17 protein-coding genes are annotated in these 19,418 nt (G+C 72.7%); 6 read left to right on the top strand and 11 right to left on the bottom strand.

Features of this window, described 5'->3' with window-relative positions:
• Positions 1-115: 115 nt before the first annotated feature.
• The 3 genes from murA to leuC all read right to left on the bottom strand — a co-directional run bounded on the left by murA (position 116) and on the right by leuC (position 3,901).
• Positions 116-1,438 carry a UDP-N-acetylglucosamine 1-carboxyvinyltransferase gene (gene murA, locus IXW69_RS02610; RefSeq protein ID WP_194784841.1) on the bottom strand — a complete coding sequence of 441 codons (1,323 nt, stop codon included), beginning with the start codon at positions 1,436-1,438 and terminating at the stop codon, positions 116-118.
• Positions 1,439-1,785: 347 nt separating this feature from the next.
• Positions 1,786-2,457, bottom strand: a complete 672-nt coding sequence (leuD, locus tag IXW69_RS02615) for a 3-isopropylmalate dehydratase small subunit (protein ID WP_194784842.1) — start codon at positions 2,455-2,457, stop codon at positions 1,786-1,788.
• Positions 2,458-2,479: 22 nt separating this feature from the next.
• Positions 2,480-3,901 (bottom strand): 3-isopropylmalate dehydratase large subunit, encoded by a 1,422-nt coding sequence (gene leuC, locus IXW69_RS02620; RefSeq protein WP_194784843.1) that lies wholly within the window; start codon positions 3,899-3,901, stop codon positions 2,480-2,482.
• A gap of 294 nt (positions 3,902-4,195) precedes the next feature.
• Here leuC and IXW69_RS02625 point away from each other — a divergent pair, with 294 nt between their 5' ends.
• From IXW69_RS02625 to IXW69_RS02635, 3 genes are all read left to right on the top strand, one after another.
• The gene (locus tag IXW69_RS02625) at positions 4,196-4,936 is read left to right on the top strand and encodes an IclR family transcriptional regulator (RefSeq protein WP_194784844.1); all 741 of its coding nucleotides are present in this window, start codon (positions 4,196-4,198) and stop codon (positions 4,934-4,936) included.
• Between the two features lie 225 nt (positions 4,937-5,161).
• Positions 5,162-6,511 (top strand): cytochrome P450, encoded by a 1,350-nt coding sequence (locus tag IXW69_RS02630; RefSeq protein WP_194784845.1) that lies wholly within the window; start codon positions 5,162-5,164, stop codon positions 6,509-6,511.
• 22 nt (positions 6,512-6,533) lie between these two features.
• A complete protein-coding gene (locus IXW69_RS02635; RefSeq protein WP_194784846.1) occupies positions 6,534-7,673 on the top strand; it encodes a glycosyltransferase family 4 protein in 1,140 nt (379 codons plus the stop codon).
• Positions 7,674-7,852: 179 nt separating this feature from the next.
• Here IXW69_RS02635 and nrdR read toward each other — a convergent pair whose 3' ends face one another.
• Both nrdR and IXW69_RS11855 read right to left on the bottom strand, forming a co-directional pair.
• On the bottom strand, positions 7,853-8,323 hold the full coding sequence (gene nrdR / locus IXW69_RS02640) for a transcriptional regulator NrdR (RefSeq protein WP_194784847.1): 471 nt from the start codon (positions 8,321-8,323) through the stop codon (positions 7,853-7,855).
• A gap of 201 nt (positions 8,324-8,524) precedes the next feature.
• Positions 8,525-9,121, bottom strand: coding sequence for a LysM peptidoglycan-binding domain-containing protein (locus IXW69_RS11855; RefSeq protein ID WP_323745135.1), 597 nt, complete (start codon positions 9,119-9,121; stop codon positions 8,525-8,527).
• 325 nt (positions 9,122-9,446) lie between these two features.
• On the opposite strand from IXW69_RS11855, the gene lexA reads away from it, so the two are divergent.
• Positions 9,447-10,196, top strand: coding sequence for a transcriptional repressor LexA (gene lexA, locus IXW69_RS02650; protein ID WP_194784848.1), 750 nt, complete (start codon positions 9,447-9,449; stop codon positions 10,194-10,196).
• 111 nt (positions 10,197-10,307) lie between these two features.
• Here lexA and IXW69_RS02655 read toward each other — a convergent pair whose 3' ends face one another.
• The 6 genes from IXW69_RS02655 to IXW69_RS02680 form a co-directional block, all read right to left on the bottom strand.
• The gene (locus IXW69_RS02655; RefSeq protein ID WP_194784849.1) at positions 10,308-11,312 is read right to left on the bottom strand and encodes an L-lactate dehydrogenase; all 1,005 of its coding nucleotides are present in this window, start codon (positions 11,310-11,312) and stop codon (positions 10,308-10,310) included.
• A 267-nt stretch (positions 11,313-11,579) separates the two neighbouring features.
• Positions 11,580-13,481 carry an ATP-dependent DNA helicase gene (locus IXW69_RS02660; RefSeq protein WP_194784946.1) on the bottom strand — a complete coding sequence of 634 codons (1,902 nt, stop codon included), beginning with the start codon at positions 13,479-13,481 and terminating at the stop codon, positions 11,580-11,582.
• Between the two features lie 106 nt (positions 13,482-13,587).
• The gene (hflX, locus tag IXW69_RS02665) at positions 13,588-15,111 is read right to left on the bottom strand and encodes a GTPase HflX (RefSeq protein ID WP_323745143.1); all 1,524 of its coding nucleotides are present in this window, start codon (positions 15,109-15,111) and stop codon (positions 13,588-13,590) included.
• Between the two features lie 244 nt (positions 15,112-15,355).
• Entirely contained in the window at positions 15,356-15,937 is a 582-nt protein-coding gene (locus tag IXW69_RS02670; RefSeq protein WP_194784851.1) for a hypothetical protein, read from the bottom strand.
• Positions 15,938-15,975: 38 nt separating this feature from the next.
• Positions 15,976-16,512 carry a GNAT family N-acetyltransferase gene (locus tag IXW69_RS02675; RefSeq protein WP_323745136.1) on the bottom strand — a complete coding sequence of 179 codons (537 nt, stop codon included), beginning with the start codon at positions 16,510-16,512 and terminating at the stop codon, positions 15,976-15,978.
• A gap of 23 nt (positions 16,513-16,535) precedes the next feature.
• Complete coding sequence (locus IXW69_RS02680; protein ID WP_194784853.1) at positions 16,536-17,147, bottom strand: GNAT family N-acetyltransferase; 612 nt, start codon at positions 17,145-17,147, stop codon at positions 16,536-16,538.
• An 82-nt stretch (positions 17,148-17,229) separates the two neighbouring features.
• Here IXW69_RS02680 and IXW69_RS02685 point away from each other — a divergent pair, with 82 nt between their 5' ends.
• On the top strand, positions 17,230-18,627 hold the full coding sequence (locus IXW69_RS02685; protein ID WP_194784947.1) for an MFS transporter: 1,398 nt from the start codon (positions 17,230-17,232) through the stop codon (positions 18,625-18,627).
• Between the two features lie 164 nt (positions 18,628-18,791).
• Positions 18,792-19,400 carry a class I SAM-dependent methyltransferase gene (locus IXW69_RS02690; protein ID WP_194784854.1) on the top strand — a complete coding sequence of 203 codons (609 nt, stop codon included), beginning with the start codon at positions 18,792-18,794 and terminating at the stop codon, positions 19,398-19,400.
• The last annotated feature ends 18 nt before the right edge of the window (positions 19,401-19,418 follow it).

Genomic DNA, 19,418 nt, shown 5'->3' on the forward strand with positions numbered 1-19,418 from the left:
GGGCCCCGGACGCGACGGCGCCGCCGCACCGGTGGGCGCGGCGGCGTCGTCCGGAGCCGTGGGGAGCGCTCCCCGTCGGGAGCGGCGCGCGGAGGTTCCAGTCCTGGGAGGCGCCTCAGGCGAGACGGGTGACGTCCGCCTCAAGGGCCCGGAGCTTGCCCATAAAGTTCTCGTAGCCGCGGTCGATGAGGTTGACGCCCTCGACCCGGCTCGTGCCCTCGGCGGCGAGCGCGGCGATGAGGTGGGAGAAGCCACCGCGCAGGTCCGGCACGACGATGTCAGCGCCGTGCAGCGGCGTCGGCCCGGAGATGACGGCAGAGTGGTAGAAGTTGCGCTGCCCGAAGCGGCACGCGGTCCCGCCGAGGCACTCGCGGTAGACCTGGATCTGGGCGCCCATCTTGTTCAGGGCCCGGGTGAAGCCGAAGCGGTTCTCGTAGACCGTCTCGTGGACGATCGAGAGGCCCTCGGCCTGGGTGAGGGCGACGACGAGGGGCTGCTGCCAGTCCGTCATGAAGCCGGGGTGGACGTTGGTCTCGACGACGGCGGGCTTGAGGTCGCCGCCCGGGTGCCAGAAGCGGATGCCGTCGTCGCGGACGTCGAAGGCGCCGCCGACCTTGCGGAAGACGTTGAGAAAGGTCGTCATGTCGCTCTGGTGCGCGCCGCGGACGAGGACGTCACCGCGGGTGGCCAGGGCCGCGGAGGCCCAGGAGGCGGTCTCGATGCGGTCCGGGAGGGCCGCGTGGTTGTAGCCGACGAGCTCGTCGACGCCCTCGACGTGGATGGTGCGGTCGGTGTCGACCGAGATAATCGCACCCATCTTCTGCAGGACGTCGACGAGGTCCATGATCTCGGGCTCGACGGCGGCGCCTCGCAGCTCGGTGAGGCCGTCCGCGCGCACGGCCGTGAGCAGCGTCTGCTCGGTGGCGCCGACGCTCGGGTAGGGCAGGTCGATGACCGTGCCGTGGAGGCCCACGGGCGCGGTGATGTGGATGCCCGCGTCGAGCTTGTCCACGGTGGCGCCGAACTGGCGCAGGATGTTGAGGTGGTAGTCGATGGGGCGGTCGCCGATGCGGCATCCGCCGAGGTCGGGGATGAAGGCCTCTCCGAGTCGGTGGAGGAGCGGGCCGCAGAAGAGGATCGGGATGCGCGAGGAGCCGGCGTGGGCGTCGATGTCGGCCATGTGAGCGGTCTCGACGCTCGACGGGTCGAGGCGCAGGACGCCCTCGGTCTGGTCGTAGTCGATCTCGACGCCGTGGAGCGACAGGAGCCCGGAGACGACGTCGACGTCGCGGATGACGGGGACGTTGCGCAGGACGGACGGGGTCGTGCCCAGGAGCGCGGCCACCATGGCCTTGGGGACGAGGTTCTTCGCGCCGCGCACGGTGATCTCACCGGTGAGCGGGCGCCCGCCCTGGACCTGGAGCAGACCGTCGACCATGCGTACCTCCCGTGGAGCCGTGGTGCGCGCGGGTGGGGTGGACCGGCAGGTGCCGGACCGCGCGCGGCCCCAGGTGCAGGTTCCCAGGGCCGTCCCAGCATAGGGGGACCTCGGTGCGGTGGGCGGCGGTGGGCGGCGCGCCGTGGGCGAACGGCCCGTGGCGTGCGCCTCAGCGGCGCGAGACGGCAGGCGTCCCCGAACCGGCCCGCGCACTGGTCCGCGGCGCTGGCACGGCGCCGCCCCGCCGTCGGCGTGCGACGGTGGGGCGGCGTGAGTGGGGCGACAGGACGGTGCGACCAGGCTCGGTACGACCCGGTGGCCCGGTCGGCTCCGGGTGGGCGAGGGGCTCAGGCCCCCGGACGGAGCGTCGGCGTGCCGAGCTCGACGGCGCGGGCCGGGACGACCTCGGCAGCGGGCAGGTGCTTGGCGGGCAGGGTGCGCGGCTTGAAGGCTGGGCGGGCCTTCTCGTAGGCGGCGATCTCGTCCTCGTGCTGGAGGGTGAGGGAGATGTCGTCGAGCCCCTCCATGAGGGTCCAGCGCACGTAGTCGTCGATCTGGAAGGTGGTGCGGAAGCCGGCGGCGGTGACGGTGCGCTCCTCGAGGTCGACGGTCACCTCGGTGCCGGGTTCGGTCTCGAGGATCTTCCAGAGCTGCTCGGCGTCCTCCTGGGTGATGACGCCGGCGACGAGCCCCTGCTTCCCGGCGTTCCCGCGGAAGATGTCCGCGAAGCGCGGTGCGAGGACGACCTTGAAGCCGTAGTCCTTGAGGGCCCACACGGCGTGCTCACGGGAGGAGCCGGTGCCGAAGTCGGGGCCGGCGACGAGGACGCTCGCACGCTTGTAGGCGTCCTGGTTGAGGACGAAGTCGGCCTCGCCCGCGCGCCAGCCCGCGAAGAGGGCGTCGTCGAAGCCGGTGCGGGTGATGCGCTTGAGGTAGACGGCCGGGATGATCTGGTCGGTGTCGACGGCGCTGCGGCGCAGCGGGGCGCCGACGCCGGTGTGGCGGATGAACTTCTCCATGGCTGGGTTCCTTCTCTCCGGCTCAGGCGACGGGCTCGAGGGCAGGCAGGTCGGCGGGCGTGGACAGCGTGCCGCGCACCGCCGTGGCGGCGGCGACGACCGGCGAGACGAGGTGCGTGCGACCGCCCTTGCCCTGACGCCCCTCGAAGTTGCGGTTCGACGTCGAGGCGCTGCGCTCACCGGGGGCGAGCTTGTCCGAGTTCATGGCCAGGCACATGGAGCAGCCGGCGTTGCGCCACTCGGCACCGAAGTCGGTGAAGACCTTGTCGAGCCCCTCCTCCTCGGCCTGGATGCGGATCCGGGCGGAGGCGGGCACGACGAGCATGCGCAGACCCTCGGCCTTGGTGCGGCCCTTGACGACCTCGGCGGCGGCGCGGAGGTCCTCGATGCGGCCGTTGGTGCACGACCCGAGGAACACGGTGTCGACCTTGATGTCCCGCAGCGGCGTGCCGGGCGTGAGGTCCATGTACTCGATGGCGCGCTCGGCGGCGAGGCGCTGGGTCTCGTCGGCGATCTCCTCCGGGACGGGGACCGAGCCGGAGATGGGCAGGCCCTGACCGGGGTTGGTGCCCCAGGTGACGTAGGGCTCGATGTCCTCGGCCTCGAGGACGACCTCCGTGTCGAAGACGGCGTCGTCGTCCGTGCGCAGGGAGCGCCAGTACTCGACGGCAGCGTCCCAGTCCTCGCCCTCGGGGGCGTGCGGACGGCCCTTGAGGTACTCGAAGGTGGTCTCGTCGGGGGCGATCATGCCGGCGCGGGCGCCGCCCTCGATGGACATGTTGCAGATGGTCATGCGGGCCTCCATCGAGAGCTGCTCGATGGCGCGGCCGCGGTACTCGATGACGTGGCCCTGGGCCCCATTGGTGCCGATCTTGGCGATGATGGCCAGGATGATGTCCTTCGCGCCGGCGCCGGCCGGCAGGTCGCCGTCGATCCGGACGCTCATCGTCTTGAAGGGCGCCATCTGGAGGGTCTGGGTGGCCAGGACGTGCTCGACCTGGCTCGTGCCGATGCCGAAGGCGAGGGCGCCGAAGGCGCCGTGGGTCGAGGTGTGGGAGTCGCCGCAGACGACGGTCATGCCGGGCTGCGTGAGCCCGAGCTGGGGGCCGACGGCGTGGACGATGCCCTGGTCCGCGTCACCGAGGGAGTGGATGCGCACCCCGAACTCCTCGCAGTTCTTGCGGAGGGTCTCGATCTGGGTGCGGCTCGTGACGTCGGCGATCGGCAGGTCGATGTCGAGCGTCGGGGTGTTGTGGTCCTCGGTGGCGAGCGTGAGGTCGGGGCGGCGGACGGTGCGGCCGACGAGCCGAAGGCCCTCGAAGGCCTGAGGGCTGGTGACCTCGTGGACGAGGTGAAGGTCGATGTAGAGCAGGTCGGGGGCACCGTCGGTGCCCTGGGAGACGACGTGGTCGCGCCAGACCTTCTCGGCGAGGGTGAGTCCCATCGCTGCGCTTCCTTTCGAGGGGGTGCCCGCGCTGCGGGCCTTGCAAGACGGCGTGCGGCCCGCGCCGCTGGGGGCGCTGCCGCGAGGCTGGAGGGGAGGTTACCGAGGCCGCCCACGGGCGGGTCGGTGGCGTCGACGTGTGAGACGGAGGGGCACGATCGGGCCGCGGTCGGGACCTGTTCGGCCCGAGCGCCGTGGGGCTCGTCGCCCCGCAGCCTCCTTCACGCACGGAGACGGCGTTTCTGGAGGAACGCTCACTTGATATCTCACTGCGTGGGATGGCAATATCAGAGTATGGACGCTTCGAGCGAGACCGAGAGCAGCAGCGGCGTTGGCGTCATCGACAAGGCCACACTAGTCATGAGCGCGCTGGAGGCAGGGCCCGCCACCCTCGCCCAGCTGGTCACCTCCACCCACCTGGCGCGCCCCACCGCGCACCGCATCGCGGTCGCGCTGGAGTTCCACCGGCTCGTCTCCCGCGACTCCCAGGGCCGCTTCATCCTGGGGCCGCGCCTGTCCGAGCTGGCCACCGCCGCCGGTGAGGACCACCTGCTGTCCGCCGCGGGCCCCGTGCTCGCCGCCCTGCGCGACAAGACCCACGAGTCCGCCCAGCTCTACCGCCGCCAGGGCGACGTCCGCATCTGCGTCGCCAACGCCGAGCGCCCCATCGGCCTACGCGACTCCATCCCCGTCGGCGCCACCATGTCCATGCTCGGCGGCTCAGGGGCCCAGGTGCTCCTCGCCTGGGAGGAACCGGACCGCCTCCACCGCGGCCTCGTCGGCTCCCGCTTCAACGCCACCATGCTCTCCGCCGTGCGCCGTCGCGGCTGGGCGCAGTCGGTCGGCGAGCGCGAGCCCGGCGTCGCGAGCGTCTCCGCCCCCGTGCGCGGGGCGAGCGGCAAGGTCATCGCCGCCGTGTCCATCTCCGGCCCCATCGAGCGGATGGGCCGCCAGCCGGGCCGCGTCCACGGCCCCGTCGTCATGGCGGCCGCCCGCCGGCTGAGCGAGGCGCTCCGCAACTCCGAGGAGGGCTGAGCCGGGCGCGACCGGCCGAGCCGCTACCAGCCCTGCGGGTGACCGCCCCGACCGAGCAGCCGTGCTCGGTCGGGGCGGTCGCGCACGACCGGAGGCCACTGTCGACGCCGCGAGTCAACAGGAACGTGCCCGGGTGCGCGCTGGGCCGAAACAACGCTTTTCGGCGCGCACGATCGGCCTCGCGACCGTAGCGTGGCGGAGACCACACTGACGGAAGGAGCTCCCATGAGCACCTCGAACACCTCCCCGAGCACCTCGACGACAGGAGGAGGCTGCCCCTTCCACCGGGGGGAGGACGACACGCTCTCCCTCCTGCGGCTCGGCTACCGCTTCCTGCCCACCCTGCGCGAGGAGCGCACGGGCGCCGACGACGACCGCCCGTTCCGGTTCGGCCTGCTCGGCCGACGCGCGCACGCGCTGCGCGGCTCGGGCGCCGTCCCGACCTTCTACGACCCGGAGCTCATCGAGCGCCACGGCGCGATGCCGACTCCCATCCAGGGCTCGCTCTTCGGCAAGGGCTCCGTCCACTCCCTCGACGGCGAGCCCCACCTGGCTCGCAAGGAGCTCTTCGTGGCCGTGTGCTACGAGCAGGAGCAGGTCGACCGGATCAAGCCCCTCGTCGAGGCCGAGGTCCGCGAGGCGGTCGCCCGTTGGGCCAAGTACCCGGAGACCGTCTACGACGCCATGGTCATCGCCTACGGCCGTGCCTCCCTGCGCTGGGCCGGGATCGAGGGCCCGGACTCGGAGCTCGACGTCCAGGCCAAGCGCCTCGGCGACATCGTCGAGGGCTTCGGTCACGTCAACCTCGATCATGCCCGCGCCTGGGTCGACCGCTACCGCACCGACGCCTGGTTCGCGCGTCTCATCCGCGAGCAGCGCTCCGGCCGCCGCACGGCCGCCCCGGGCACGGCCCTGCACGAGTGGGCCGCCTACCGCGAGCCCGACGGCACGCTGCTCGACCCGCGCACGGCCGGCCTGGAGCTCCAGAACTGCATCCGGCCGCACGTCGCCGTCGCCCGCTTCGCGGCCTTCGCCGCCAAGGACCTCGTCGAGAACCCGGAGTGGCTCGAGCGCGTGCGTGAGGAGACGGCCTCCCGCGGCGGCGCCCTCACGGACGGGCCCGTGGCGCAGGCAGTCGCGCAGGAGGTGCGCCGTCTCTCTCCCTTCGTGCCGATGCTGCCTGCATTCGCGCGCACCGACTTCGAGGTCGACGGCGAGCAGATCGTTGCCGGGGACCGCGTGGTCCTCGACGTCCTCGGCACGAACACCGACCCGACGGCGTGGAGCGCCCCTGAGGTCTTCGACCCCGAGCGGTTCCTCGGCACGTCGAAGGCCGAGGCCGAGGCGAACGCCTCCTTCATCCCGCAGGGCGGCGCCGACGTGCACACGGGCCACCGCTGCCCGGGCGAGCGCATCGTCGTCGACTCCCTCACGACGACGGTCGCAGCCCTGTGCCTCCCGGAGGTCGAGCTGTCCCGCGCGGGCCTCGACGTCGACCTCAAGACGATGCCGACGATGCCCCGATCCGGGGCCGTCGTCCGGACGCGTCGCGAGGGCGTCCGGGCCAGCGCCTGACGCCGACCGTAGACTCGCGGGCATGCGCACGACCCTGCTGGTGACGAACGACTTCCCGCCCGTCGTGGGCGGGATCCAGTCCTACCTCGAGGACTACACGAGACGCCTGCCGGCCGAGGACCTCATCGTCCTGTGCTCGACCCCGCCCGAGGGGCCGGAGGCGGCCGCCGCCTACGACGCCACGGTCCCCTTCGAGGTCGTGCGCATGCCCACGCACGTGCTCCTGCCGACACCCGACGTGCGCTCCCGGATGCAGTCGATCATCCGGGAGCGCGGCGTCGAGACGGTCTGGTTCGGCGCCGCCGCGCCGCTCGGCCTGCTGGGGCGGGCGGCGCGGGCCGCCGGTGCGAGCCGCGTCATCGCGACGACGCACGGCCACGAGGTCGGCTGGTCGATGATCCCGGGGGCGCGCCAGCTCCTGGAGAGGATCTTCTCCGGCGCGGACGTCATCACGTACATCTCCGAGTACACGCTGGGACGGCTGCGGCCCTTCATGCCCGCGGAGGCGCGCACGCTGCGTCTGCCGAGCGGCATCGACGTCGACCGGTTCCACCCGGACGCGGACGCCCGGGCGCGTCTGCGCGAGCGCTACGGCCTCGCCGACGCCCCGACGGTCGTGTGCGTGTCGCGGCTGGTGCGGCGCAAGGGTCAGGACTCGCTCATCGAGGCCTGGCCGCGCGTCGTCGAGCAGGTGCCGGACGCCCGGCTCGTCGTCGTCGGCTGGGGACCGTACGCGAAGCGCCTCGCGCAGCTCAAGCGCCGCTCCCCCGTGCGGGACCACATCATCCTCACGGGCAAGGTCCCCTACGAGGAGCTGCCCCGGCACGTCGCGATGAGCGACCTCTTCGCCATGCCGTGCCGGACGCGCGGCGGTGGGCTCGACGTCGAGGGCCTCGGCATCGTCTTCCTCGAGGCCTCGGCCGCGGGCGTGCCGGTCATCGCGGGTACGAGCGGCGGTGCGCCGGAGACGGTGACGGAGGGGGTGACCGGTCTCGTCGTGGACGGCCGCGACGAGGACGCGCTCGTCGCCGCCCTGGTGCGGCTGCTCACCAGCCCCGAGGAGCGTGCGCGGATGGGCGCCGCCGGCCGCGAGCTCATGCAGTCGGAGTGGACGTGGCCGAGGCTCGTCGAGAGCCTCGTGGAGACGATCGACGCACGGTGACCCTGGACGGGAACCGATGAGCGGCCGGCCACGGTGCCTGCGCGGCGCACACGGTCCTCGCGGTCCACCGCCTGGTGCTCCTGCGCGGCGACGGTCCCTCGTCCGACCCTGCGGTCAGCGGGACGCCTGCCACTGAGCGCTCGAGACTGAACGCTCGGGGACGCGCGCTCAGTGCCCGTTCAGGCCTCAGCGGCGCCCCGCTCGGCGTGCGCGGCGCGCAGCTCGGCGATGGCCTCCTCGAAGTCGTCGAGCGAGCTGAAGTCGGAGTAGACGGAGGCGAAGCGCAGGTAGGCGATCTCATCGAGGTCCCGCAAGGGGCCGAGGATCGCGAGGCCGACGTCGTGGGAGTCGATGATGGCCTGGCCGGAGGAGCGAATCGTCTCCTCGACCTTGTGAGCCAGATAGGCGAGGTCGTCGTCGGAGACGGGCCGGCCCTGGCAGGCGCGCCGCACGCCGACGATGACCTTGTCGCGGGAGAAGGGCTCGACCGCGCCCGAGCGCTTGCGCACGGAGAGGCTGGCGGTCTCGGTCGTGGTGAAGCGCCGACCGCACTCAGGGCACTCGCGGCGGCGCCGGATGGAGAGGCCGTCCTCGGAGGTCCGCGAGTCCACGACGCGTGAGCCGTCGTAGCGGCAGAAGGGACAGTGCACGCGCGGGTCCTCTCCGGGGATGCGGGGTCAGTCCCTCGGAGCGTAGGCGCGCACCACCGGGGTGGCAAGCGGCACGACGACCACCTCACGCCCTCGACGGCCCGACCACACCACCGCCGCTGCGGGGGCGGGACGCCGAGCGGTCAGGGGCTCCAAGCGACCGAGCACGCCTGGAGGCGCGCTGCGCATGAGGACCGCGGATCAGTGAGCCGGCACCACCAGGGTCTGACCGGCCTCAAGGGTGGAGCCGCTGAGAGAGTTGAGCTCAGCGATCTGCGCCATCGTCTCGCGCACGTCCGAGGTGCCGGTGGCCGCTGCGACGTCCCAGAGGGACTCGCCGGACTGGACGGTGGCGACGGTGGTGCGGGTGAGAACGGCGGCGTCGGCCTGGACGGCGCCCGAGGCGATGATGCCGACGGCGGCGAGGACGACCGCAGCGAGGACCACCGCGCCGGCGACGACGGCGCGTCGCACGACGACGGGGAGCACCGTGAGCCCGGTGGCGGGGGTCGCGGAGACGACGCGCTGCGAGGAGCGGCGCTCCGAGGGAGCCGAGGAGACGACCGGAGCGTCCTCACGGACGGCGGTTCGGCCGGCGCCCACGCCGACGGCCGCGTCCACGGCGTCCACCGGTGCCGAGGAGACGGCGCGGACCGTGCGGCGCAGCCGACGCTGCGAGCGCGGAAGGGAACCATCCGCCGGGCGGGCGGCGACAGGCAGGGCGGGGCGGCGCGTGACCTCGACCGGGAGCTCGACGGCGGCGTTGCGGCGGGGCTCCGGGACGAAGTCGGACGTCACGAGGCGAAGGTGCGGACGGCGCGGAGCGCCAGCGCGACCCGGGCGAGAGGCGCTGGGGACGGCGCGAAGGCGGGGCGCGGGGATGGCAGCGAGAGCACTCATGGGAATCCTCCTGGGGAACACGTGTTCGACGAACACCTGTTCGATACGATATCCGTCCATGGGCGACACGTCCAGAGCGGGTTCGAACTCATGTTTGAACGCTCGGTCGATCGCCCGTAGGCTTGACCCGTCAAGACCACCACCGGCCACTGACACGAATTCGGCCCCCTTAACCACCAGGGGTCCCGGCTCAGCCGGACCGCCCCGGATCGAGGACACCGTCATGACCACCCCGCTCACGGACACGGACGACGCCGCGCAGGCACTGCACTCGCTCGACGCGCGCGCACGGGCCGTCTACGAGGCTGTCCGAGAGGCGGTCACGACCCACGGCTACCCGCCCTCCATGCGCGAGATCGGGGCGCAGGTGGGCCTGACGAGTCCCTCCTCGGTCAAGCACCAGCTCGACAAGCTCGAGCGGCTCGGGCTCGTCCGCCGCGACCCGAAGCGGCCTCGCGCCCTCGAGGTGATCGTCCCGGGGGGCACCACGGAGGAGGCACCGAGCGCCGCCGTCGTCGACCTCGACTCGCACAGAGCCGGCGCCGAGCCGCCTGCGCTCCCTCAGCTGCCGGGCGTCGGCGAGGGAGAGGCGGTGGCGGTCCCCTTGGTCGGCCGCATCGCAGCCGGATCTCCCATCCTCGCCGAGCAGGACGTCGAGGACGTCATGGCGCTCCCCCGTCGCCTCACCGGCGACGGCGAGCTCTTCATGCTCGAGGTCCACGGTGACTCGATGATCGACGCCGCCATCTGCGACGGAGACTGGGTCGTCGTGCGGGCCCAGGCGGACGCGTCGAACGGAGACGTCGTCGCCGCGATGCTGGAGGACGTCGACGGCGCCTCAGCAACGGTCAAGGTGCTCTCGCGACGTGACGGGCACCAGTGGCTCCTCCCCCGCAACCCGGACTACGCGCCGATCCCCGGTGACGAGGCGACCATCATGGGCAAGGTCGTCACCGTCCTGCGCGCGCTCTGAGCGCACCTCGCCCTTCCTCCAGCACGCGAAGGAGGCCGGGACCCCGTCGGGGCCCCGGCCTCCTTCGCGTGATCAGTGCCGGAGAGACTCCTGCGCCACGTCAGCCCTGCGTCAGTAGCCCAGGCCGCGGGCCGCCTCACGGAGGCGTGAGGCGGACTCGGTCAGACGCGTGAGCTCATCGTCCGTGAGCGGGAGCTCAAGACGACGGCCGGCGCCCTCGCGGCCGACGATCGTCGGAACCGACATGCAGACGTCGGAGATCCCGTGCCAGTCCTGCAGGACCGGGGAGATGGTGAGCACGCGCTGCTCGTCATTGAGGATGGCGGAGATGATGCGCTGGACGGCCAGACCGACGGCGTAGTTGGTGACGCCCTTGCCGTCGATGATGCGGTACGCGGACTGGACGACGTCGGTGGCGACGCGGTCGAGGACAGTCTGGTCGATGCCGCCGCCGCGCACAGAGTCGCCCCACTGCGTGATCGGCACGCCGCCGATCTCGGTGGAGGACCAGAGGGCGACCTCGGAGTCGCCGTGCTCACCGGCGATGTAGCCGTGGATGTTCTGCGTGGCGGTGCCGGTCTCAAGGGAGAGCAGGTAGCGCATGCGGGCGGTGTCGAGCACCGTGCCCGAGCCGAAGACCTGGTTGTCCGGCAGACCGGTGATCTTCTTGGAGCAGTAGGTGACGACGTCGACCGGGTTGGCGACCAGGAGGAAGATCGCGTTCGGGGCGACCTCGACGAGCTTGGGGAGGATCTTCTCCATGATCCCGACGGTGGCGCCGGCAAGCTCGAGGCGGGACTGGCCGGGCTTCTGCTTGGCGCCCGCGGTGATGGCGATGACGTCCGCGTCGCGGCAGATCTCCGGGTCGTCGGAGCCCTGGACCGAGCCCGCGGAGGTGAACTGGATGCCCTGGGCGATGTCGAGGGCCTCGGCCTCGACCTTCTCCTTGGCGATGTCCTGGAGGACGACCTCACGGGCGACGCCCTTGGTGACGCAGGCGTAGGCGAGCGTGGAGCCGACGGCGCCAGCTCCGATGATGGCGACCTTGGAGGGACGCCCACCCGGGTTGACGGGGTAGGAGCCCTGCGCGGAGTTGGTGATGACGGCCTCGGACACTGTTTCCTCCGGTATCGGGATCGGGTAGCACGTTCGCGTGCTCGTCCAGGGCCGAGTCTACGCGGCGACACCCGGCCTGGGGGACAGCCGCGAGGAATCCGCCCGATCTGCCGTGTGAGGAGCTAAACGGTCGTCAGACGACCTGGGCCCAGGGTCCTGCCCCACCGATCGGTCGGTAGCCGTCGCTCGTCGTGGTGCAAGCGACCCGCCGCAGGTCCGGCGGCAGTCGCGGCCCGAGCAGCTGCCGGACCGCCACGCCGCGCCCCGTCACTCCCCGGCCTCGGAGAGCCGGCCGAGGGCCGCGAGCACCGTGTCCCGGTCCCGCGTGGGCCACAGCGCCGGCATCGAGCGGGCCAGGAAGCCCCCGTACCGGGCCGTGCGCAGGCGCGGGTCCAGGACGGCGACGACGCCGCGGTCATCCGCCCGTCGGACGAGGCGGCCGGCACCCTGGGCGAGGAGGAGCGCCGCATGAGTCGCCGAGACGCTCATGAAGCCGTTGCCACCCGCCGCCTGCACCGCCTCGGAGCGTGCCTGGGCGACAGGGTCGTCCGGCCGAGGGAAGGGGATCCGGTCGATGACGACGAGGCGGCAGGTTCGTCCAGGCACGTCGACGCCCTGCCACAGGGACAGGGTCCCCACCAGGCACGCGTTCTCGTCGGCGGCAAAGGCCTCGACGAGTGTGGGCAGCTGGTCCTCCCCCTGGGCGTAGACCGTGAGGTCCGTGGCCTTGCGCAGGAGCTCGGCCGCGTCCTCGGCGGCGCGACGTGACGAGAAGAGGCCGAGCATCCCGCCCTTGGACGCCTCCGCGAGGGCGAGGACCTCGTCGAGCGCCGCCTCGGAGATGCCGAAGCCCGGCTTGGGCAGGTGCGTCGGCGTGTAGAGGATGCCCTGGCGGGCGTAGTCGAAGGGAGTGCCGACGTCGATCCCGTCCCACGGAGCGTCCGAGAGCGTGAGTCCCAGGGCGTGGGCCATCGAGTCGAAGGAGCCGCCGAGGGCGAGGGTGGCGGAGGTGAGGACGGCGGCGCGGTCGGCGAGGAGCGTGTCCGCCACGGAGCCGGCGACGTCGATGGGCGCGAGCGTGAGACGCGGAGGCTCCTGCCCCATCCGCGGGCGCTCGATCCACGCGACGTCGCGGTGGTTCTCGACGGAGTCGGAGGTCATGCGCTCAACGGCGTCGACCATGTCGCCGACGGCGGTGCGCGCCAGGGCGACTGCCCCCGCCTCGTCGCCCTTCCTGGCCTTGGCGGCCTCGCGGACGTCGCTCGCCACCTGCCGTCCAGCGGTGTCGAGCAGGACGAGCGCGTCGCGCAGGGCGGGCGGGAGCCCGTCAGCGAGGCGCCCGTCGGGGAGGTCGGCGAGCGCCAGCTGGAGGGTCTGCCCGGCGGCCTCGAGCTCGGTGGCGATGACGCCGGCGTCGCGGCGCACCGTGGAGGCCACGCGGGCGACGGCCGAGGCGGAGAGTGAGACGGTCCCCTGGGAGCGCACGCGGTCGGCGAGCTCGTGGGCCTCGTCGACGACGAGGACGTCGTGCTCGGGCAGGACGTTGGGGTTGCCGGCGGCAGCGATGCCGAGCATGGCGTGGTTGGTGACGACGAGGTCCGCCTCCGCCGCGGCTGCGCGGGCGAGCTCGGGGAAGCACTCCTCATGGAAGGGGCAGGAGGACCCCAGGCACTCGGCCTTGGAGACGGAGACCTGGGCCCAGGCGCGGTCGGAGACGCCGGGGACGAGGTCGTCGCGGTCCCCGGTGGTGGTCTCGGCCGCCCACTCGCGCAGGCGCACGACCTGCTCGCCGAGGCTCGCCGTCGTCGCCTCGCCGACCCGCTTGCGGGTGGTGGCGTCGGAGGCGGAGAAGAGCGCGTCGGCGTCGTCGGCCGGGTAGCCACCTTCGACGCGGTGCTTGCACACGTAGTTCTGCCACCCCTTGAGCAGGGCGACCGTGGGGCGCGTGCCCGTGACGGCCTCAACGGCGTCGGCGGCCAGGGGCGCGTCCTTGGTGAGGACCTGGCGCTGGAGGGCCAGGGTCGCCGTCGATACGACGGTGCGCTCGTCCGCGTCGACGGCGTGGACCATCGACGGCACGAGGTAGCCGAGGGACTTCCCCGTTCCGGTGCCGGCCTGGACGAGGAGGTGGCTGCCGGTCTCGACGGCGTCGGAGACGCGGCGCACCATCTCCAGCTGGCCCTCGCGCGGCGCGCCGCCGAGGCGCGAGACGGCCTCGGCGAGGGCCTTCTCGGAGCGCTCGACCTCGGTCTCCTTGCTGCTCACGGGCGGTCGCTCACTGCTCGTCGGAGCCGGCGGCGACGTCGGCGGCGCGGAGCTCCGCGGCCAGCGGCGCGTCCACGCGCGCGCGGATCCGCGTGCCCTCCTCGACGTAGGAGACCTCGTCGATCTCGCCGTCGGCGTGGACCCTGGAGACGAGGTCGCCGCGTGAGTAGGGCACGACGACGTCGACGGCCACGTCCGGGCGCGGGAGCATCTCGTCGACGCGGGCGCGCAGCTCGTCGATCCCCTCCCCCGTGTACGCGGAGACGGTGAGGGCGCCGGGCAGGCGCGTGCGCAGGGCGGCGAGCGTGACAGGGTCGGCGAGGTCGGCCTTGTTGAGAACGATGAGCTCGGGGACGTCGAGGGCGCCTGGGATGTCGGCGAGGACCTCGCGGACGGCGGCGACCTGGCTGAGCGGGTCGGGGTGGGCGGCGTCGACGACGTGGAGGACGAGGTCCGCCCCGGCAACCTCCTCGAGCGTGGAGCGGAAGGCCTCGATGAGCTCGTGGGGCAGGTTGCGGACGAAGCCGACCGTGTCGGTGAGCGTGTAGACGCGTCCGTCGGACGTCTCCGCCTTGCGGACGGTCGGGTCGAGGGTCGCGAAGAGGGCGTCCTGCACCATGAGCCCGGCGTCGGTGAGCCGGTTCATGAGGGAGGACTTGCCCGCGTTCGTGTACCCGGCGATCGCCACGCTCGGGATCGGGCCCCGGCGGCGCGAGCCGCGCTTGACCTCACGGGAGGGGGCCATCGCCTTGATCTCGCGGCGGAGCTTGGCCATGCGGTCGCGGATGCGACGGCGATCGAGCTCGATCTTCGTCTCACCGGGTCCGCGCGAGCCGATGCCGGCACCGCCGGCGACGCGGCCGCCCGCCTGACGGGACATGGAGTCGCCCCATCCGCGCAGACGGGGAAGGAGGTACTCGAGCTGGGCGAGCTCGACCTGGGCCTTGCCCTCCCGGGACTTGGCGTGCTGGGCGAAGATGTCGAGGATGAGAGCGGTGCGGTCGACGACCTTGGCGTTGACGACGTCCTCGAGCGCGCGACGCTGGGAGGGGGCGAGAGCCCCGTCGACGACGACGGTGTCCGCGTCAGCGTCGCGCACCATCTCCGCGAGCTCCTTGGCCTTGCCGGAGCCGAGGTAGGTGGCGGGGTCCGGGTGGTCGCGCTTCTGGATGAGGGCGTCGACGACGTGGCTGCCAGCGGTCTCGGCGAGGGCTGCGAGCTCGGCGAGGCTCGTCTCGACGTCCTGGGCGTCGGCGAGCTCGACGGCGCTGCCGTGGCGGGCTCCGGCCGAGCCGGTGGTGCTCGCGTGGGCTGTGGGCAGCTCGAGTCCGACCAGGACGACGCGCTCGAGGCGGACCTGGCGGTACTCGACCTCGCTGATGTCCTCGCGGTCGGTGTTCAGGCCCTCGACACGGCGGGTTCCGGCGCGGGCCTCGCGCTCGAGGGCGCCGTCGTCGATCTCCTCGCGGCGGTCGTGCTCGCCGGCGGTCGAGGCCAGGGCCGTGCCGGTGCGCGACAGGATGCGGCTGACGATGTCCTCGGGGGTGGGCGCCTCGGTGGGCTCATGGTCGGTACTGCGCGGGTTGAGGGCGCCGTTGTTCTCGGTGTGGTCGTGGTTCTCGTGGGTCAAGAAGAGTCCTTCGTGCGTATGCGTGCAGTGGTCCGGAGCGAGGCTCGACGGACCGTCCCGGCGGCTGCCGGGCGGTTGGGGTCAGTGGCGAGGGCGCGCTGCGCCACCGCCGGCTCAGCGCATACGGAAGATCCACATGAGGGGCATGCTATCGCCGCAGCGGTGCGGCCACCAGCGCACCACCCTGACACGTCGCCCGGCGCGGGGGCCGTCGGGCGCCAGCGGTTGCAGGTTCCAACTCCCCGGCCATGCGGCTTCCTGCCGACACCGACGGTCCAGCCGTCAGACTCGGTGGGAAACCGCGGGTCTCGCCGGTGGAAAGGTCCGGTGCAGCGGGCTCCGCAGGAGTGCCCGGGACGACGACCCGGTTGAACGCGACGACCTCCGGACCCGCTCCGTCGTCGAGGAGGGCGACCGCGTCGACGACGTGCCCACCTTCTGACGTCCACGACTCGACGCCGGCACGGTAGATCTCCGGTGAGACCGCTACGGCCTCGACGACCCGGTCACCAGTCGGCGCCTCGGCGTCGACCATGCCGAGCAGCCGCCCGAGCCCGGCCTGGAACACCTCCGGAACGCCGTCGGGGATCGATCGCCAGCCCTGGACGGCAGCCGCGAGGTCGAACGGCGGTACGTGCCCGTCGGCGCCCTCGGGCTCCTCGACCAGGGCGCGCTCGACCCTGGCGAGGCACGCGAGCGCGTTGTCGTCGGTCAGTTCGACCTCAAGCATGGACGCCACTGCCGTTGTCTTCGCTCGCTTCATGCGACTCAGCCGCGTTCAGCACGAGCCAGCGGCGCATCGGCTTGGAACGTCCGGTAGTAGGTAGCACGGCCGAGGTACTCACCGGCGTCACCGCGACCTGTCTCGCGCATGCCGAGCCGCTGGAGGATCCGGATCGAGGCCGGGTTCGCGTCCCACGCCTCAGCCGTGACGCGCCTCAGACCGAGCGGGCCGAAGCCGTAATCGAGCCCGGCACGGGCGAGCGCCGTCCCGAGGCCCTGCCCCCACCGAGTCGACGGCCCGACGACGTAGCCGAGCTCGCGTTCATCGGGGCCGGTGCCGTGGAGATCGACGTAGCCGACGAGGTCTCCGCCAGCCCACGCGGCGAGCCGGAGCAGTCCCTCGGGCGGAGAGAGGACAGTGCCCCGGTGGAATCGCTCGAGAGCCTCGAGGTCCATGTCCGGCGACCACTCCGCAGCCGCGCGGAACGAGGCATCGAGTCCCCAGGACGCGACGACGACGGCGTCAGCCACCGTCATCGGCCTCAGATCGACCCGCGGGCCGCGTGCCATCCCGTTCTCCATGTTCGAAGCCTACGGAACGTCCGTCACCAGGCACGCCCCCTGAGGTCGACAGCCCCTTCCGGCCAGTCCGCGAGTCTGGCGCCGACGGGCATGATGAGAACCGGGTCGCCTGGCGGCGCTGACCGCTGGGTTCCCGTGCGGTCCACCCACGTCTCCGACACGCTCATCCTGTGCCACCCGCACGTCGTGTAGAAGCCGACGACCTCCTCGCGGCACCCGAGGTACCCGAACGCGATACCCCCGGCGTCGAGCATCGACCGACGCGCCGCCCCGAGCAGCCGGCTCCCGAGCCCCGTGCCGCGCCACTCGGGCGCGACCAGCATCCCGCCGACGCCACCGACGACGACCGAGGTCCTTCCGACGTCAACTCGCCGCCCCGCCCAGCCGACGTGCCCGACGACCCGGTCGCCATCGACCGCGAGGACGTGCAGGTCGTGGGGCGCGTAGCCGTAGGGCAGATCCGGGTCCCAGGTGCCCTCCCACTCGACGTACTCGGAGTCGAACAGCTCGCGGAGCGGCCCGAGCCAGCGCGCGACGGCCGACTCGTGTTGAACGGTCATAAGCCGAGGTTCGTGCCGCTGCTGCTCAGTCTGACCTAGGAACACACGGAGAGCGTACGAGGAGAGGTCGCTCATCGCCGCGCCCACCGTGACCGCCGCAGCGGCTCCTCCGTCCGTCGACTCACGCCCGCGCCGGTACGCTCGAGTGGTGGGCAGGATGGACGAGCACGCGCCGAAGCGTCCCGGGGACGACGGCGCACCCGCCGTCACGGCTCGCACCGTCCTCACGACGCCGCTCGGTCACCTCGCCCTCGCCATGCTCGTCGTCGAGCTGCTCGCCGGGATGCAGACCTACCTCAACCAGACGGTCCTGCCCCTCGTCGCCACCGACCTCGGCGCGCGAGCGCACTATGGACTCGTCACGGGCGCCGCCATGGTGCCGACCTTCCTCACGATGCCGCTCGGCGGCGCGATGCTCGCCCGCTGGCGCGCGGACCGACTCATGACAGTCCTGACCGCGGTCCTCGTCGTCGGCGCCGTCCTCGGGGCGACGTCACCGGTCATCGCCGTGTACGTCGCTGGCGAGGTGGTGCGCGGCCTGGCCTCCGGAGCCCTCGCCACGGTCACGACCGGGGTCCTCGTCGCGGGACTGCCCGAGGCGTGGCGCAGGCTCTTCCTCGCGGCCAGCTCGGCCATGTGGATCATCGCCTCGCTCGTCGGCCCCGTCTACGCCGCGGGCGTCTCGGCCGCCTGGGGCTGGCGCTGGGCGCTCGTCGTCTACGTCCCGGTGCTCGTGGCGGCGCGGGTGGTCATGGCTCGCGAGGTCCGTGGCCTGCGGGTGTCCGACGACGGCGAAGCGCGGCCTCCCTTCGTGCCGGCCCTCGTCATGGCCGCCGGTGTCGCGCTCATCGGGCTCGTGCCCGCTGGAACGGTCGGCTTCGCGGTCGCCGGTCCGGTGGGGCTCGTGGCCGTCGCGTGGGCCTGCCTGCGGGTGCTCCCGCACGGCGTCGCTGGGCTCGTGCCAGGGCGGCCAACGGCGATCGCGACGCTGACCTGGGTCTGCGGCGCCTACTTCACGCTGGACTTCCTCATCTCGCCCGCCGGCCACGACGTCCTCGGTCTGTCGGCCGGCTCGGTGGGCTGGGCGCTCACGGCGGCCGGGGTGCTCTGGAGCGCCGTGGCCCTGTACTGCGGCGCTCACCCGGCCCGCGAGCGCGGCACCTACCTCGCGCGCACCGGTACCGGTGGCGTCCTCATGGTCACGGGCGGCGGGCTCGTCTCGGCGGCGCTGGGCGGCCTGGCCCCGTGGTGGTGCCTGCACGTCGGCTGGGGGCTCGCGGGTCTGGGGATGGGGCTCACCCACCAGGACACGGTCATCCGCTGCGTCACGGACCCGATCGAGCTGGGTCGGCCCGCTGACGGCATCTCGCAGGCGGCCGCGGCGATCTCGGTGACGGTGGCGACCAACGCCGGGGGCGCGGCCCTGGGAACCCTGGCGACCTCCTTCGTCTCCCCCACGGCCGCCGGGGTCGAGACCAGGCTGGTCGTGCCCGTCGTCGCCGTGCTCGCCGTGATGCTGGCGGTGACGCCGCTCCTCGCCCGCCGCGCCGCCTGACACCCTGACCCGCCCGCAGGTCGATGCTCACTCGAGTCTGACGGTTTCCGGTCGGCGCAGGCACCCAGGGTGCGTGTTTCGACCGGAAACCGTCAGACTCGGCGCTGGTGGGCTCGGTCAACCGGCCGCGCCGCCTGAGGACGGCGCCCGACTACCCTGGCGCCGTGAGCGAGCACTACTTCACTGCCTCCCCCGCGACGCCCGCCGAGGAGCGCAGCCACGTCTTCGAGATCCGCGGCCTCGAGCACCGCGTGACGACGGCGTCAGGCGTGTTCTCGGCGGACCGCCTCGACAAGGGCACCCAGGTGCTGCTCGACCACGTCCCCGACCCGCCCGAGTCCGGCACCTACCTCGACCTCGGTTGCGGCTGGGGCCCGATCGCACTCGCCCTGGCCGACGCCGCCCCGGGGGCCACGGTGCTCGCGGCCGACGTCAACGAGCGCTCCCTCGCTCTCGCCGCGCGGAACGCGGCGGACGCAGGGCTCGGCAACGTGCGCGTCGTCGAGGCGGGCACCCTGCTGACCGAGCTGCGCGACGCGGGCACGCGCCTCGACCTCATCTGGTCCAACCCGCCGGTGCGCGTGGGCAAGGAGGTGCTCCACCAGCTCATGCTCGACTGGCTGCCGCTGCTCGCCGCGGACGGTGAGGCGTGGCTCGTCGTCGGCAAGAACCTCGGGGCTGACTCGCTCGCCACGTGGCTCGGCACCCAGGGCTACCGGGTGGAGAAGGCCGCCTCCTCGAAGGGGTTCCGCGTCCTGCGCGTCACACGCTGAACGCTCCGCCCGACCAGC

Source organism: Actinomyces haliotis, from assembly GCF_015355765.1.
Lineage (GTDB): Bacteria > Actinomycetota > Actinomycetes > Actinomycetales > Actinomycetaceae > Actinomyces > Actinomyces haliotis.